The sequence below is a fragment of the Paenibacillus sp. FSL R7-0272 genome (assembly GCF_037969905.1).
Taxonomy (GTDB): domain Bacteria; phylum Bacillota; class Bacilli; order Paenibacillales; family Paenibacillaceae; genus Paenibacillus; species Paenibacillus polysaccharolyticus.
Genome location: NZ_CP150221.1, coordinates 1,569,723 through 1,584,027, shown reverse-complemented (window position 1 = coordinate 1,584,027; position 14,305 = coordinate 1,569,723). Strand labels below are relative to the sequence as shown.

Sequence of the window (14,305 nt, the reverse complement as noted above, 5' to 3'; positions counted from 1 at the left end):
AACCATCCCACCTATATCATCGCTCCTTACTTTCTGGATGCTACCGTAAATGAAGTTTCCGTCTGCATGCCCTCCGCAGTCTCTACAACAAAACTCCAAGTCCCTTCCGTTGTTCGAGTGCCCACAAACCATGTCCATTCTATGATTCCGTTCTCGTCAGCCGTAGCCCAGCCAATATGCTTCGCAGAACTCTCACCAGACTTGTAAAAAATCGTGAGATTAGCCGTTGCGCCTGGCTCGACCTGAACCTTTATCGTTGCATGGTTCCCTATGAATGCTGGATCTGGCTTTGATAAAACAGTTGCTGACCCCGTGCTATTTTCTCCCCCGCTTCCGTTGCCACTTCCTTCTCCTGTGTCACCAATCCATATCCGCTCTGATGCAGCAACCTGAATTCGTAAAGGCTTGCCGAGAAAAGGAACCTTTACAGGCAACTCATAACTCAGCTCTAATCTGAAATACGGATTCGTCTTATTCTTCAAGTTAGGAACGGATACTCCGTTAACATGAATACGTTCCATATCTAGCAGTGTAGTTTCAACAAAAGGTTGCAACAACGGCTTCACAACCGGATCAAGTATGGCTTCCATTACCGACGTTTTGATTCTTTGCAGTGGCTCTTCACCACGTTTCGCTGCATCTCGCACCCAGTCACTTAAGGGTGAAGGCAAGGAAGAAGCGTAACCGTCTGCCCATTCCGTCAGGGACAGCTGTGGCCATTTCCAGCCCTCCTCCAGGCTCTCAACTCCAGCAGGATCTGAAGGCGCGAAGGCAAGCGATACTGGATAAACCTTCGTTGATAACTGTTTTACCGTTTCCCCCGCTGTACTCTGCAATGCGGTGGAGATCAGTGTCATCTGAACAATGAAGATAAGAAATAGGATAAAGAATAGAAAAATGGGTAGAACCAGCGAAGCCTCCAGCACCATAGTGCCCTGTTCTTTCTTCGCTTCAAACACCTGTTTTCTCAGTGACTTCAAGCGTTCCAATCTGCTTATCCGCGTGATCCGATGTTGCATCTGCACACATTTCCTTTCATCCTGAACCTGAACCCTTTTTTCCATCATGCCTCCATCAACATGTTTTCACGTGTTCAATAGGAATAATCCACCTTCCGTTCAATGAAAAAGCGTCCATCTTGTACTTGATCCTCACTGCCCATAACAGCGCCTATACTTCGCACAATTCCAGGCAAAAACCATAGCTTGATGCTGCTGCGCATCTGACCGGAAGCATAAGTTTGTTTCTCATCCGGGTTAGCTCCCGTATTCAATCGGATCAAGGCTAACATTCGGGACATTTTGCGATCATTATTGCTATGCATAAGCAGGAACAATCTAAGGTGATCCCTGTATGTCAGCTTCACCTTGATATATTTGGATAATTCAACATTGCCGTCCTTCGCCAGCTTCACCATATCTTCTATTGCATGCGTGATTCCATATAGGATCGCGGCAGACAGCACAAGAAGCGGATTCCCAAGCTTACTATTCTCACTTAGTCCTTCAGCTGTACGAATCGCCAGACGCATTCCGAAGACCTCCGCATATGCAGATGCGATGTTACCTGAAGGGTTATGAAAACCGTATAGAATATACTCCAGCTCCTGATTCTCCAGTTTGAACACGTCATTAACATCTCCACTACCTTCCGTCCAGGAGAACAATTGACCAAAATCCATGGAATTAAAGTAAGCAAGCGCATATTCATTCTGAAACAACTCATCGCCAAGTTGTCCGAGTAGTCCTGACATCCCTCCAAACAGGTGATCCATTCCCTTCATGGCATTTCCACCGGAATCATACGGATCACTCGCAATCTCTGTCTTTTCCGCTCGCTCAGAGCTTTTTTGATTGAACGCTATGTTGGCCTCATAAAATTGTTCCAACTGTTTGAATGTCTGCACGGAACCGGAACTTCCGTTTTCTATCCGGCTGAATATCCGTTTGATTTCCTTCAACTTCCCTTTGGACTGCTTGTCATTCTCTTTACGCTGGGCATCCGATCCACGGCCGTTTTCAAGCTCCTGTTGGCTCTGTGTGATAAGATTGGAAGGGCCTGTTCTCCCAAAAGAATTCATATAACGTTCCGTAGTCTGACTTGCCTGCCTGACCGCAGGTTTAATTGGAACACCACTCATACCCGTCACACTCCGAAGCTGGGTATTGAGTTCCATGCTATCTTTTCGCACGCCAGAGAAGTCTTCATTTTGAGAAATCACACGAGATTTTATCCGATCAAATAGAGCATCTTCCCTGACAAGCTCGGAAGCGAGCGAACGTGTACTTTTGGCTTCATTGCCGGAACCCGCAGATGTCGGACTCGTTCCAGGGAGGGTAGAGCTACCCACGTTGTCATAACCGGCATTCTCGGAACGATTTTCTCCTTCCGCAATCACTCGTTTCATTTCTTCATTAATTTCACGTGCCTCTTCAATCTTGTCCTGTGCTTCCAATAGTTTGGTCTTATGCGCCTCTAGCCCTGGTTGCATCAACATGCTGATTCCTGTCACAATCTGATTTACACCTGTCCGGTAACGCCCCAATTCCAATATGTACAGCTGTTCAATGAGAGGCAGTCCTTCGTCTGCTTGTTTCTTGCTTAAGTAATCCGCATAACGTGCAGCCGCTTCTGCCGCTGTCTCTGGCGCTGTCTCAAGCATTTCTTCATAGATGGCCTGGGCTGGCGGTTTCATGATCAAGTCTGGAAGTTTCATTACCTTATCGGCAGATTCAATCTGATTCCCAATCGCTTCATCCAGCAATTTCTCACGTTTGTCATAGAGCTTTTGTAATTTCTTCAACAGATCTACGGTATGTGCTGCTTCCTTCATCTCCTCTGACATCGGTTTGAATCGATTAATCACTTCAATAGCAAAATCAACCGGCGCTCTATACTTCATGTCTTCCTGGATTTGACGATTAAAAATATCATACCTGCCCAGTTCACGTTCCATACCGAGTGAAGTGGTGTCCCATTGAATATCCAGAATCGGGAAACCATCCTTTACGGAAGAAGGTTTCACACTATCATTCAACACTTTGGCCATAATGGCATCTCCGCTACTGTCGCCATATGCAAACAAACCATACTCCCGAAGCGATGTATCATAAGCTGACATAACGGATCTCATTGCGGCATGTGCCATCCGCTCCGTCTGTACTTTGAAGGCAGCAATTCTCGCATAATCAATAAAAATTGCCACAAACATATACACTCCAGCCAGAATCAAAATCAGAAATAACGTTACAGCTCCAGCTTCACCATCTTTTTTTCTAAACAGTGCCTCCCTCCCCCTTTGCTCATTTTTCGTTTTTTCCAAAATGCTGTATAACTTGCCCTGCCTCCACAGCTGAAGTCGCTTCCTTTCCACCTTTTCCTTTAAACTTGGCACCGTAATAACGGATCAAATCCACCGTTCGGATGAATTCAACCGGTTCTACAACAGCAGAGGAGCCCTTCGTGAGCACAAGATTGCCGGAATCAAACAAAAATGAGGGCAGAGGCAACGATATAACCTGCTCAAGCTCAGTTGTTACCTTCCGCTGGATCAATGCATTTTGATATGTCATTGTGCCCTTCATCGCTGAAGGCATATGGCTTGATGCTTGTGCTAGTTTTTTTTCCGAAAGACTAACGCCTTCAGATCCAGGTATAGAAACACTAACCTCATTGTCCGCTCCCGCCCAACCAAATAAAGCTCCTAACAGCCGATCATCGCTTAACCTCCAATACAAGTGATCATATTCCCCGGAAGCATATTCGCCTGTCAGCGCCTGTTTGTGACTATTATCCCAACTGTAGGCAGCTCGTTCAGAAGCCGCATAAGCATGCTGGTTTAAAAACGTTTTTTGGTACATGTACATCGTGAAGAACAGCAGCAACACCAGGATAAATAATATGATGGGGAAGACCAGGGAAGCTTCGACAGTGAAGCTCCCTTCTTCCTTTCTAAAACGTCTACTCAAAAAACTCATCACTTTTGCTACTGACATTAACCAGCAGTCTTGTTACCAACTTTTTAATCTGGTCTTTGAAGATCAACGCTATAATGATAATTACACCAATAATCAGAATCAGTTCCAGCGTACCCAGACCCTCTTCTTCTTTCCAAAATGCCGCTACCTTGTTCTTCATCCCAATTTCCCTCCTACATGTTCATCATCATAAAAGCTGGCGCACCGATCATGATCACGATTGTAAAAAAGATCAGCACCATCGGAAACACTAATTTCGAAGAGGCCTGCTCTCCCTTGGCCCGGCTAACCGCCTTGCGTTTCTCCCACAATACATGTGACAGATCCCGCAGTGCCAATACAAAGTCACCTCCTCCACGCCGGAAATTCAGTAAAACTGTCGTTGTAAAAATCGTTACTTCCTGCACACCACATCGGCGACTGAACTGCTCTAAAGATTGCTGAAACGAGTATCCGTTATTCCAGTCCCCTGCCGCTCTCCGCAATTCGTTGTACAAGGGATGATTCCGTTCGCCCTGGCTATTCACACTATGGTTGATTGCACGTTGTACTGTTTCCCCTGCCCCAACCAAGAGCACAATTCGATTAAGCAGTTCAGGGAGCTCTATAAGGATATCTTGGTCTCTTCGCTTCACCTTGGTGTAAAGATCCTTATACATCGCAAACGGTAAAGCAATTGCAAGAACAATCCCACCAGCTAATCCTCCCGTTCCTACCTCTCTCACGAGGGATAATAAACATCCTGCCAGCAACACTAGCCATGAGTATGTCAACATTTCAGCACAATAGAGTAGCGTTTTCTCACCGCTATGTTGTATGCCATGCATCTTCTGGATCGCGTGCTGCATCCGAAACATAAGTACAGGTAATCTGCGGCCGATCTCGAACTTGTCCAGCATAAACAGAAAAGGAGCATGCATTTTTTTCAAACGTAATCCTTCCATATGCAGCTTTCGTAAATGCTTGTAAGTTTTCCCTCGGGTTCGATCAAGCACAATCCAGCCCGCACTAAGTACTCCTCCAATCATGAGGGGAAACAGCATCTTTTCATCTCCTCACACTTTGATATCCATAATGCGATGAATCCATAGATAACAGCAGACCAGCACAGCAAGCGCACCTGTAGAAATGAGATATCCGAGCCCGCTGTATAATGGTTCCATAAAATCTTTGGCGGTCAGGTTGAGAAATAACAAAAAAATGAAGGGTGCCGCAAACATCACTTTGGATTCAAATCTTTTCTGAGCCACAGCAACCATGATGTCCTGTTGAATATCCAGCTTTTCTCCAATCACTGCGGAGGTACGACGAACCACTTCCACCAGATCACCTCCCGTTCGTTTACAAGTAATAAACACGTCTGCGAAATTCGTAATATCTTCAATCTGTGCCCTTTCCGAAAAATCCTGCAACGCCTCTTCAATCGGCTGACCGTATTCCATGCGTGTCCGCAATATAGTGAACTCTCGAATCAAATCGGTATCAGCTTCAGGGTTCAACATCCGCAGGTCTTCAACGGATTCCTTAAAACCGTTTTCCACTGACTTCCCGGCCGCCAGGGCCGAGGATAGTGCATACAGAGCCTGCTTGAAATGCAGACTAAGTGTCATCCTTCTGCGTTCCAGTAACACCTTTGTCCAAAACCTGGGCACCCATATACAACCAGCAGCCAGTATCGTGCCTGCCAACCAGTGATGATAAAACAACAAGCCAACACCGAAAAATAAACATCCGCTGACCAGCATACAGACAAAGCGTTGTCTTGAGCTAAGTGTATATACGGTATAATTCGTTAATGCTTGCTTGCCCTGCACCGCCCTCTGCACCCTCTTTCTCTCACAACATGGTTTGGAACTTCCCAATATCGTTAACAACAAGATAGGTCACATCAAAAACATTAAATCATAGTTGTTATAAGACGTTTTTCTTTTCCACTCACCTTGTATCCCATCCTATAGCTCGCTTTATTTTCATAGCTTACTACTTGTTTTCTGGTCCGGCCTGCTCAGCTAATTGTTCTATGTATCCTTCAAGCCACTCTCCAAGTCCGGCGATATGAATCTTATCCACCTTGGTCAGGTTGCCCACCCGGATGAGTCCACCAATGATACGCCCTTCCCGTTCCTCCTGCTCCTGAAATCGAAACAACGGGTTCAGAAGCACTTCACCATGACATAAACCCATCACTTCACTGATTTCCGTCACACGACGTGAACGGTCTCGAAGCCGAGAAAGATGTACAAAAATATCGATGGCCGAGCTAATCTGCTGTCTTACAACAGTAATGGGAAGTTCCGCTCCACTAAGGACCATCGTTTCAAGTCTACTGATCATGTCCGAGATTGTATTAGCATGGCCAGTCGACAAGCTTCCATCGTGGCCCGTGTTCATCGCCTGTAGCATATCCAGCGCTTCCGCTCCCCGCACTTCCCCAATCACAATCCGGTTTGGACGCATCCGTAAGGAGGATTTGATCAGATCCCGGATAGAGATAAGACCTTTTCCTTCTGTATTGGCATTTCTGGTCTCCAGAGAGACGAGATTGGGCACAGTCACGATCTGTAACTCCGCTGAATCCTCAATCGTAATAATACGCTCATCAGCAGGGATGAACTGGGATAACGCGTTCAGAAAAGTCGTTTTCCCCGAACCTGTACCTCCCCCGATAAAAATGTTGTATTTGCTCCGCACTAACTGCTGTAATAACTCGGCTGCTTCCTCATGCAAGGCCCCCTTCTCAATCAGATCAGACATCTTCATCGGCTCACTGGGAAACTTCCGGATCGTCATCGTTGGCCCCTTTAGCGCAATAGGCGGAAGCACAATGTTGACCCGTGAACCGTCCTTCAGGCGGGCATCCACAATGGGGGAAGATTCATTGACGATGCGGTTCACACCAGACACGATTATTTGAATAATATCCTCCAACCGCTCTCTGGACTCGAATTGCAGTGGAATCTGTCTGACCTCCCCTTCTTGTTCCACAAATATCTCCCGATGACTGTTGATCATAATCTCCGTAATGTCCGGGTGATCCACCAGAGGTTGTAAAATATCCAATCCGCGAAAAGAATCGTACAATCGTTGCACCAACTCATGGCGCTCACCTGAAGTCAAATCTTCCAGGTCCGAATCACCGAGAACTTTTCTCTCAATCCCATCCCACAACTCCTCATCCCCGGCAGAAGAAGTCATATCGAGCGAAGCTCGGACCTCTCTGCGAAGCATTTGAAATTGTTCTTCACGGTCTGTGATGTTCCATAAATGATCTGTCATAACTCCCCAGGCTCCTCCTGTATATAAATGCATTCTGTCTTGCGGCTAGCCACCTCCTTCAGCCTGAATCAGCAATTCACACAATCTCTTTACTTCACGCTGGAAGATCGGTGAACTCAGCATGACCTCTTCCTGATTCATCTGTTTCCAAGAAGGAATATAAGGCAACACTGCATCCACATACAGATCAGGTCTTGGCAATGGATTGATCACTTGCTCCCGATATTTGTTGATGACAAAATACGTACGCTCCAGCATACTTCCTAACAGTTCTGTTCGGTTACGTTCGTTATGCTGAAGCCATTGTCCCCATCGATGCATCGCGGCGATATCATCTTCTACTAACCAGACGAAGGTATCTGCCGTTTTCAGGATGCCATCACTACGTTCATCCCAGCCTGAGTCTCCGTCCAGAATCAACACTTCATATTGCCCGGAATCGGTCAGATACCGGATGAGATCCACTGTATCCGCTTTAGACATCTGTAACATTTCCTTACGGTTGGCTAACGGCCAGAACACATCCGCCTTTAATGCCTCATGCCCAACAACATACTCAACTATTGTTTTCATTTGTCCTGTTACCGAGATATCCGAATAAGTAGCAGACTCTATATCTGTATGTGCATCCGTACTTTTCCTTCCCCCCGCACTTCTATCTTGTGTAGGACCTTGATTCAGGCTACGCCGCTGCGTCTGTAACTGACCACCCGCTACCTCCCTTTTACGGGCTTTCAGATCATATAGTAGTCGTGATAAACCTGTCTCTGCTTCCACATGATGCTGACTGCCCTGCCGTAACCCTCTCTCCAGGAAAGGAAATGAGCTGTCCAGAGTCTCCAGATTGAGATACAACACAGAATACCCAGCGAGTCCAAGTTGCTTCGCCATATGCAGAGCTACGGCTGTTTTACCACTCCCACCCGATGCCGATAATACACCGATGGTTAATGTTTCTTGACCCGAATGTCGACTCCGCTTACTACGTGGTTGCCTGCAAGCCCTCCTGACGGCTTCAAGCAACGCAGGCAACGGCTGATACTTCATGAGTTGCTTCGCCTCGTGCCCTTCGTCAGCTCCTTCGCTAAGCATAAGCCATGGGATACCTGAGACATCCCCACCATTCATCAACCAAGGGTTTAAAAACTCAGGTTCAGCGATGATCAGATCAGGTAGCTCTTGTTCATCCAGTTCATCCATATGATTCCTGAATGCTTCCCACTGTGAAAAAGCGATGAATCGCATCGTGGAGCTTGACGAACTACGCTGTACATAGTCAAGCCAAGCTTGGATATAATCTTTATCCCTCGATACCAGCATTGCCTTAAGGACAATCAATTACGTTTCCCTCCCATCAAAAAAAAGCACAAAAAACACCGCCCATTTCCCGCATGAAATTGCAGGATATGGACGGTGCTTCCGTCACGTGCTATGAATGTATGCACACTATAACATACAATTTCTGGACGAGCAAGGGATTTATTCTAACCATCTCACCTAGGAACCATAAGGCGCTCCAAATTCAATGATATTTCGATCCGGATCAAGGATAAAAATCTGAGCGAATCCAGCCACACTATCTGGTCTAGCTTCATATTCAATACCTTGCTCTTCCAGCCAAGCTAGCGTCTCCGAATAACTGACCACCCAAAGTGCAAAATGTCCGTCGGTTGTATCAATCCCCGCTTCCCGCAGCGTATGACCTTCCGGATGTTGCAACAGATGAAGTTGCTGACTGCCGATCGCATACCACGCACCCGTGGAACGAAACGGAGGACGCTCAATCTCCTGCATTCCGAGCAAACCCGAATAGAATTTTTTTGCGGTTTCCAAATTACGAACAGCCAGACTTACGTGATGAATATGTGCATATTTGATCATCTCGGTATCCCCTTCCCATTAAAACAATGATGAATTAACCTTACGCAACCACATGTTTACAATCACGGCTGATCCTTTTACAAATGACCAAATTTAAAAAACAAATCATACAAGTCCATATTATAACACTCTAAAGAACTTCCAAAATCAAAAAAACACCCCTGATCCTTATCCGGTCTACCCACAGGTATTCCGAAGTAAGAATCAAAGGTGTTTCAGGCTTTACTTATTTTGCGCTGTCCAAAGCCTCTTGCGGGATTTTGATTTCTGCAACTTTGTCATGGTTGGAGAACGAAGTGTCCATTTTCATGTCCATCGTCATTTTCTGATTGTTTTGCTCCATCTCCATCACCATCTCTACATCGATCTTCTCCATAAGAGACGTCTCTTTGTTAATCAAATATTTCATCTTCATGCTCTTAATGTTCATTTGATCAAGCATAGCCTGCATTTGAGCATCTGAACCGTTTTGTTCCATAACGGATTTAGCCAATTCCTTGACATTGTCACCCGATACATCTGCGTTCAGGACATAGTTGTCGCCCTCTTCAGTGATCTTAACGTCTTCTTTTACTTTTTTGAATTGGTCCAGCTCTTTTTCCGGGTTCATGCTAGCTTTCAATTGTTCGATGAGCGCCTTCGTTTGATCTTCTGGAATAGCTACCCACTGGTCACCCACTTGGGAGTAAATTTTGTCTGAAGTAATATACTGTTTTACATTTTGCTTCTGTCCAGACATATCCAATTCCATCTCTTGATAGATCATCATTGGATCTTTAATGATATCCATTTTCAAAGACGTTTTTACTTGCTGATCTTGAGATTGCTCACCAGCATCCAATTTAATTTTTTGATCAATGTTAGCTTCTGTAGTGAAGCTTTTCAGCGCTTTCGTTGCTTCACCTGTTTTGGCAAGCAATTCATCCAATGTTGGAACAGCCGCATTCTGCTCCGCTGTATTGTTGCTTTCAGTCGTTGTTTCATTACCTGCTGGCGGCGTTGCAGATTTATCTGTGTCGTTTCCGCATGCTGCCAAGCTTACTGCCAATAATGCCCCAATAATCATTGTCGTCCACTTCTTCAAGTTGTTATCCTCCCAATAATGTAAAAAATAATGTAACCCACAGTAATTACCCAGTAATTTCCGATATTAATCACCTTACATGAAACTTCTTTCTTATGGAAGCTTATCCTTGAAAACTGATACTTTTATACTTATAAAAATCGATCTTTAGTCTCGGGTGTAGGCAACATACATGCATCGTCCTTCCCAAACCAGCGGTACCGATTGCGCGCAACCCAGTTGTATACTGCATTACGAATGAATTTGGGCACAATAACAAACACATAGAGTAACGGATAAGGAAACTTGAGACCTTTGGCCAACCTTAACGCTGCTGTGGAGCGTGTATAGTATTTTCCATTTTCAATCAATACAAACGTATCCATGCTGTCAGTTCTCAGACCACCCTTCTCGAGCAATCCTTTCGCCACATCCGACTGCAGTGAAGCAAAGTGATATTTCCCTTCCGGGTCACGCTTGATAATCCATTTCGTTATTCCTTGGCAAAAGTTGCATACGCCGTCTACAAGAACAATCGGGTGCCCCTGATGCTTATCCTCTTGGTCTACTGTCATATGATCGTGGCCTCCTCTATGGTGCTGTTAGATTACTTACCCATTTTGAGCCAACTTTCTCGCCTAACCCGAATTTATTCTGCCACACTCTCTAGTAAAATAGAAAAAAAGCGCAGGCTCAGTGCCTACGCTCATAACTGTCCGACAATTACTCAGCCAGTGCTTTTTCCATCCACTCGTCGTTAATCATTTGTTGATGCAGGTCACCTGACCATTGATCCATACATTTGCAGATGAAGTCTTTACGACATACAGGACAAGGTGTTTTCTGCAGACGGCTGATCGCTGTCATTTTCCAATCCGGAGATTTGGAGTAGAATACACGGCACTGTGTACCATCCACCAGTTTCATCGTAAATTCGTACAATCCGTCTTTTTCGTTTTTGCTGGCTACTTGCAGTTGTGCAATGCTTGGTCTATAAGACATGGATATCACCCGTGAATTCAAATTTGGTTCATGCTAATGACACTGACACTTTCAGTACTAAATCATATTAAAGAAATTTCAGGTCGATGTCAACTCACGCATGTCTATCCGCCGAACAGAATATCCAGAATTGTGCCAACTTGTCCCTGTTTCTTGCCTTTCAACACGTCCGGGTTAAACACTTCCACATATCCACAGGCCGTACAGCCCACAAACAAATAATGGTTATGCTGAATATCAAACACCTTACTGAGCCCCGCTCCTGACATAGAGACTTCTTTAATGTTGCATTCCGTACCCCGACATTTGGTACATACAAATTTCCTCTCAATCATCTCTTCAATACTCATCGCCGTTCCCCCTTAATGGAATATGTGGCATGAAGTGACTGTACGTTTATGTAAAAGAGTACGACCTAACACGGAGAAATCCTCCTCCGCTTTCAGATTAGGTGATTCTTGGGTGGTATATGTTAGAAAACACAAGCCCTGCTGAGCTACCAGCAGGGCTTGTGTGCTTGAAGATCAGATATCACTGGATACCTTGCTCTTTATTTTACCTGTGCCTTTCAAAGAGAAAGAGCCAGGAATTATCTTATCTATTAGACAACGTTGAGTACAACGTCAATGTTGCCGCGTGTTGCTTTTGAATAAGGACAGAAGTCATGCGCCTTGCGGGCAAGATCCTCAGCCTGGCTGTGATCCACTCCCGGCATACTCACATCCAGACGAACCGCTAGCTTGAATCCGTCATCTGTTGGATCTTTGCCGATCGATACGTTGCTGGTTACAACGACATTCTCCAATTTCACACCTGCTTTGCGTGCCACGTTAGCCAGAGCGCTCTCGTAACATGCACCGTATCCAGCTGCAAAAAGTTGCTCGGGATTTGTGCCTTCTCCACCGGCACCGCCAAGTTCTTTCGGCATTTTCAGATCATGTTGCAGTACACCGTCCGAAGAAGCCACCGAACCTGTTCGTCCACCTTTTACTGTCGCTGTTGCTGTATATAAAGCTTCCATCAGAATCTCTCCTTCGTTAATAAAGTTTTGACTGCCTACAATTCATTTTAAACTTCTGGCTCGATTTGAAACGTCTGATTGTTTACTTTATCAGCTTTTACATTTGGCTACATTTCATGCGTCCCTGATAAAAGTCGTATCTTTTAACGAAATGGGTACGATACAAAGAGGCTCTTCGAAAATATAACCTCAGATTCTCCTTATTTTTTGTCCGACTACACAAAAGTTGCACTAGACAAAAATTATTGAGGGTGTACAATGTAAACATGAACATAAAATTTTAGATATATGAGCACTCGTATTCATTCCGTTTATTTGCCACAGTATTTGTGCTAGAGCACATTCTAAAAATGAATTTATTCCGGCTACAAGCCGGCCACATCTTATTGTAAAGTCAGGTGATCCATGTATGAGTCAAAAAAATCCGTTCAATTCTCCATCCAGCGAATATGCGTCTGCTACTGCAGCTACGATGACCCCCTCGCTAGGTGAGGCACACAGTTCCATGAAAGTACCCAAAAATGCGGCGTGGTGGAAAAAGTTCCTCGCCTTTGTCGGCCCAGGTTATCTTGTCGCTGTCGGTTATATGGACCCCGGTAACTGGGCTACCGGTATCGCAGGCGGTTCAAAATTCGGATATACGCTATTATCCGTCATTCTTATCTCTAATATGATGGCCGTGGTGCTACAATCCCTTGCAGGTAAACTAGGCATTGTCACTGGAAGAGATTTAGCCCAAGCATGTCGTGAACGTTTCAGCGCTCCCGTCGTCATGATGTTATGGATTTTGTGTGAACTCGCTATAGCCGCTACCGATCTAGCTGAGGTTATCGGCTCAGCAATTGCCCTTAAGTTGCTGTTTAATATCCCCGTGCTATATGGTGTTATCATTACTGCAGTGGATGTCTTACTCATTCTGGTACTGCAAAATAAAGGCTTCCGTGCGCTGGAAATCCTCGTAATCATACTGATGGCAACCATTGCTCTATGTTTTGGCATCGACCTATTTTTGGCGAAACCGGATATGGGCGGTGTTCTTCACGGATTCGTTCCTAGCACCGAGATTTTGCAGAACCCGGCCATGCTGTATGTCGCGATTGCTATTGTCGGAGCTACCGTTATGCCGCACAATCTGTACCTGCATTCTTCCATTGTGCAGACCCGCCAGATTGAGCAAACCACTCAGGGCAAAAGAGAAGCTATCCGCTACACCACGATGGATTCAACCATTGCTTTGACGCTAGCTCTGTTCATTAACGCGGCCATCTTGATCGTATCTTCGGCAGTGTTCCACAGCGCCGGTATGACACAGGTCGCTGAAATTGCAGATGCGTATCATCTGCTAACCCCACTGCTTGGTACAACGATCGCCAGTGTCTTGTTCGGCGTAGCTTTGCTCGCATCCGGTCAGAACTCAACCCTTACAGGCACGCTCGCAGGACAGATCGTCATGGAAGGCTTCCTGAACATCCGTATCCCGGCGTGGTTGCGTAGACTGGTTACCCGACTGATTGCAATCATCCCTGCTGTTATCGTCACTGCTATTGCCGGTGAGCGCGGCACTGAAGAGTTGCTGATCTTGAGTCAGGTCATCCTGTCCCTGCAATTGCCATTCGCCGTCATCCCGCTTGTGATGTTCACAAGTGACAAAAAAAGCATGGGGCCTTTTGCAAACAAACTGTGGCTCAAAATCGTCTCTTGGACTATTGCCGCTATCATCGTTGTGCTGAATGTGTATTTAATCATCCAGACCATCATGCTGTTCTAAGCTTATATAAGTCAGACTAAAGATGTTTACACTTTCACTCCAATGACAGAATAACCTGGAGAGTAGCGGTTATCCCCAGATTTTTTGGATTCTTTTTCTCAAGTGGAAAATCTGGTGATGCGCGTATGCTTCCGATGTAGCTTTCTTTCAGAAAGCTTTCAGGCAAACGCTTTGCTTTTCCAGTTTTTTTCTGTCCTCTACGTTTATGTGTAAAAAGGAATTCAACTTATATAATTCCGTAATAAAAAAGGCTGATGTGCCACAGTGGGGGGCACATCAGCCTTTTGGTGTCTTTGAGTTGTTAAGCCACTCCAGAC

Annotated in this window: 15 protein-coding genes; 1 reads left to right on the top strand and 14 read right to left on the bottom strand. The window is 45.4% G+C overall.

Going from position 1 to position 14,305, the window contains the following annotated elements; all coding sequences use genetic code 11:
• Positions 1-26: 26 nt before the first annotated feature.
• From MKY23_RS06830 to MKY23_RS06765, 14 genes are all read right to left on the bottom strand, one after another.
• Positions 27-1,064: a pilus assembly protein gene (locus tag MKY23_RS06830; protein ID WP_339839290.1), complete on the bottom strand. Its 1,038-nt coding sequence runs from the start codon at positions 1,062-1,064 to the stop codon at positions 27-29.
• Between the two features lie 29 nt (positions 1,065-1,093).
• Positions 1,094-3,322, bottom strand: coding sequence for a hypothetical protein (locus tag MKY23_RS06825; protein ID WP_339836551.1), 2,229 nt, complete (start codon positions 3,320-3,322; stop codon positions 1,094-1,096).
• Complete coding sequence (locus MKY23_RS06820; protein ID WP_339836548.1) at positions 3,303-3,977, bottom strand: TadE/TadG family type IV pilus assembly protein; 675 nt, start codon at positions 3,975-3,977, stop codon at positions 3,303-3,305. Before MKY23_RS06820 ends, MKY23_RS06825 begins: the two co-directional genes overlap by 20 nt.
• Positions 3,961-4,137 carry a Flp1 family type IVb pilin gene (locus tag MKY23_RS06815; RefSeq protein ID WP_090918085.1) on the bottom strand — a complete coding sequence of 59 codons (177 nt, stop codon included), beginning with the start codon at positions 4,135-4,137 and terminating at the stop codon, positions 3,961-3,963. The genes MKY23_RS06820 and MKY23_RS06815 overlap by 17 nt, the downstream gene beginning before the upstream one ends.
• 13 nt (positions 4,138-4,150) lie before the next feature.
• Positions 4,151-5,020, bottom strand: coding sequence for a type II secretion system F family protein (locus MKY23_RS06810; RefSeq protein ID WP_154958497.1), 870 nt, complete (start codon positions 5,018-5,020; stop codon positions 4,151-4,153).
• A 12-nt stretch (positions 5,021-5,032) separates the two neighbouring features.
• Positions 5,033-5,791 (bottom strand): type II secretion system F family protein, encoded by a 759-nt coding sequence (locus tag MKY23_RS06805; RefSeq protein ID WP_145333424.1) that lies wholly within the window; start codon positions 5,789-5,791, stop codon positions 5,033-5,035.
• 166 nt (positions 5,792-5,957) lie between these two features.
• Positions 5,958-7,253, bottom strand: a complete 1,296-nt coding sequence (locus MKY23_RS06800) for an ATPase, T2SS/T4P/T4SS family (RefSeq protein WP_154958499.1) — start codon at positions 7,251-7,253, stop codon at positions 5,958-5,960.
• Positions 7,254-7,298: 45 nt separating this feature from the next.
• Positions 7,299-8,573: a hypothetical protein gene (locus MKY23_RS06795; protein WP_339836544.1), complete on the bottom strand. Its 1,275-nt coding sequence runs from the start codon at positions 8,571-8,573 to the stop codon at positions 7,299-7,301.
• A 177-nt stretch (positions 8,574-8,750) separates the two neighbouring features.
• Positions 8,751-9,134, bottom strand: a complete 384-nt coding sequence (locus tag MKY23_RS06790; protein WP_154958501.1) for a VOC family protein — start codon at positions 9,132-9,134, stop codon at positions 8,751-8,753.
• A gap of 226 nt (positions 9,135-9,360) precedes the next feature.
• Complete coding sequence (locus tag MKY23_RS06785; RefSeq protein WP_339836539.1) at positions 9,361-10,218, bottom strand: DUF6612 family protein; 858 nt, start codon at positions 10,216-10,218, stop codon at positions 9,361-9,363.
• Between the two features lie 131 nt (positions 10,219-10,349).
• Complete coding sequence (locus MKY23_RS06780; protein ID WP_090918101.1) at positions 10,350-10,772, bottom strand: thiol-disulfide oxidoreductase DCC family protein; 423 nt, start codon at positions 10,770-10,772, stop codon at positions 10,350-10,352.
• 148 nt (positions 10,773-10,920) lie between these two features.
• A complete protein-coding gene (locus MKY23_RS06775; RefSeq protein ID WP_090918103.1) occupies positions 10,921-11,199 on the bottom strand; it encodes a hypothetical protein in 279 nt (92 codons plus the stop codon).
• A 104-nt stretch (positions 11,200-11,303) separates the two neighbouring features.
• Positions 11,304-11,549 carry a zinc ribbon domain-containing protein gene (locus MKY23_RS06770; RefSeq protein ID WP_090918105.1) on the bottom strand — a complete coding sequence of 82 codons (246 nt, stop codon included), beginning with the start codon at positions 11,547-11,549 and terminating at the stop codon, positions 11,304-11,306.
• Positions 11,550-11,800: 251 nt separating this feature from the next.
• Positions 11,801-12,220, bottom strand: coding sequence for an organic hydroperoxide resistance protein (locus MKY23_RS06765; RefSeq protein WP_090918107.1), 420 nt, complete (start codon positions 12,218-12,220; stop codon positions 11,801-11,803).
• 409 nt (positions 12,221-12,629) lie between these two features.
• Between MKY23_RS06765 and MKY23_RS06760 the strand changes: the two genes are divergently transcribed.
• The gene (locus MKY23_RS06760) at positions 12,630-13,988 is read left to right on the top strand and encodes an Nramp family divalent metal transporter (protein ID WP_339836535.1); all 1,359 of its coding nucleotides are present in this window, start codon (positions 12,630-12,632) and stop codon (positions 13,986-13,988) included.
• Positions 13,989-14,305: the final 317 nt, after the last annotated feature.

What these genes read in the sequence shown, in the direction of transcription:
- MKY23_RS06830 (WP_339839290.1), bottom strand. Translation starts at nt 1,064, where the DNA reads ATGGAAAAAAGGGTTCAGGTTCAGGATGAAAGGAAATGTGTGCAGATG.
- MKY23_RS06820 (WP_339836548.1), bottom strand. Translation starts at nt 3,977, where the DNA reads ATGAGTTTTTTGAGTAGACGTTTTAGAAAGGAAGAAGGGAGCTTCACT.
- MKY23_RS06815 (WP_090918085.1), bottom strand. Translation starts at nt 4,137, where the DNA reads ATGAAGAACAAGGTAGCGGCATTTTGGAAAGAAGAAGAGGGTCTGGGT.
- MKY23_RS06810 (WP_154958497.1), bottom strand. Translation starts at nt 5,020, where the DNA reads ATGCTGTTTCCCCTCATGATTGGAGGAGTACTTAGTGCGGGCTGGATT.
- MKY23_RS06800 (WP_154958499.1), bottom strand. Translation starts at nt 7,253, where the DNA reads ATGACAGATCATTTATGGAACATCACAGACCGTGAAGAACAATTTCAA.
- MKY23_RS06795 (WP_339836544.1), bottom strand. Translation starts at nt 8,573, where the DNA reads ATGCTGGTATCGAGGGATAAAGATTATATCCAAGCTTGGCTTGACTAT.
- MKY23_RS06790 (WP_154958501.1), bottom strand. Translation starts at nt 9,134, where the DNA reads ATGATCAAATATGCACATATTCATCACGTAAGTCTGGCTGTTCGTAAT.
- MKY23_RS06780 (WP_090918101.1), bottom strand. Translation starts at nt 10,772, where the DNA reads ATGACAGTAGACCAAGAGGATAAGCATCAGGGGCACCCGATTGTTCTT.
- MKY23_RS06775 (WP_090918103.1), bottom strand. Translation starts at nt 11,199, where the DNA reads ATGTCTTATAGACCAAGCATTGCACAACTGCAAGTAGCCAGCAAAAAC.
- MKY23_RS06770 (WP_090918105.1), bottom strand. Translation starts at nt 11,549, where the DNA reads ATGAGTATTGAAGAGATGATTGAGAGGAAATTTGTATGTACCAAATGT.
- MKY23_RS06765 (WP_090918107.1), bottom strand. Translation starts at nt 12,220, where the DNA reads ATGGAAGCTTTATATACAGCAACAGCGACAGTAAAAGGTGGACGAACA.
- MKY23_RS06760 (WP_339836535.1), top strand. Translation starts at nt 12,630, where the DNA reads ATGAGTCAAAAAAATCCGTTCAATTCTCCATCCAGCGAATATGCGTCT.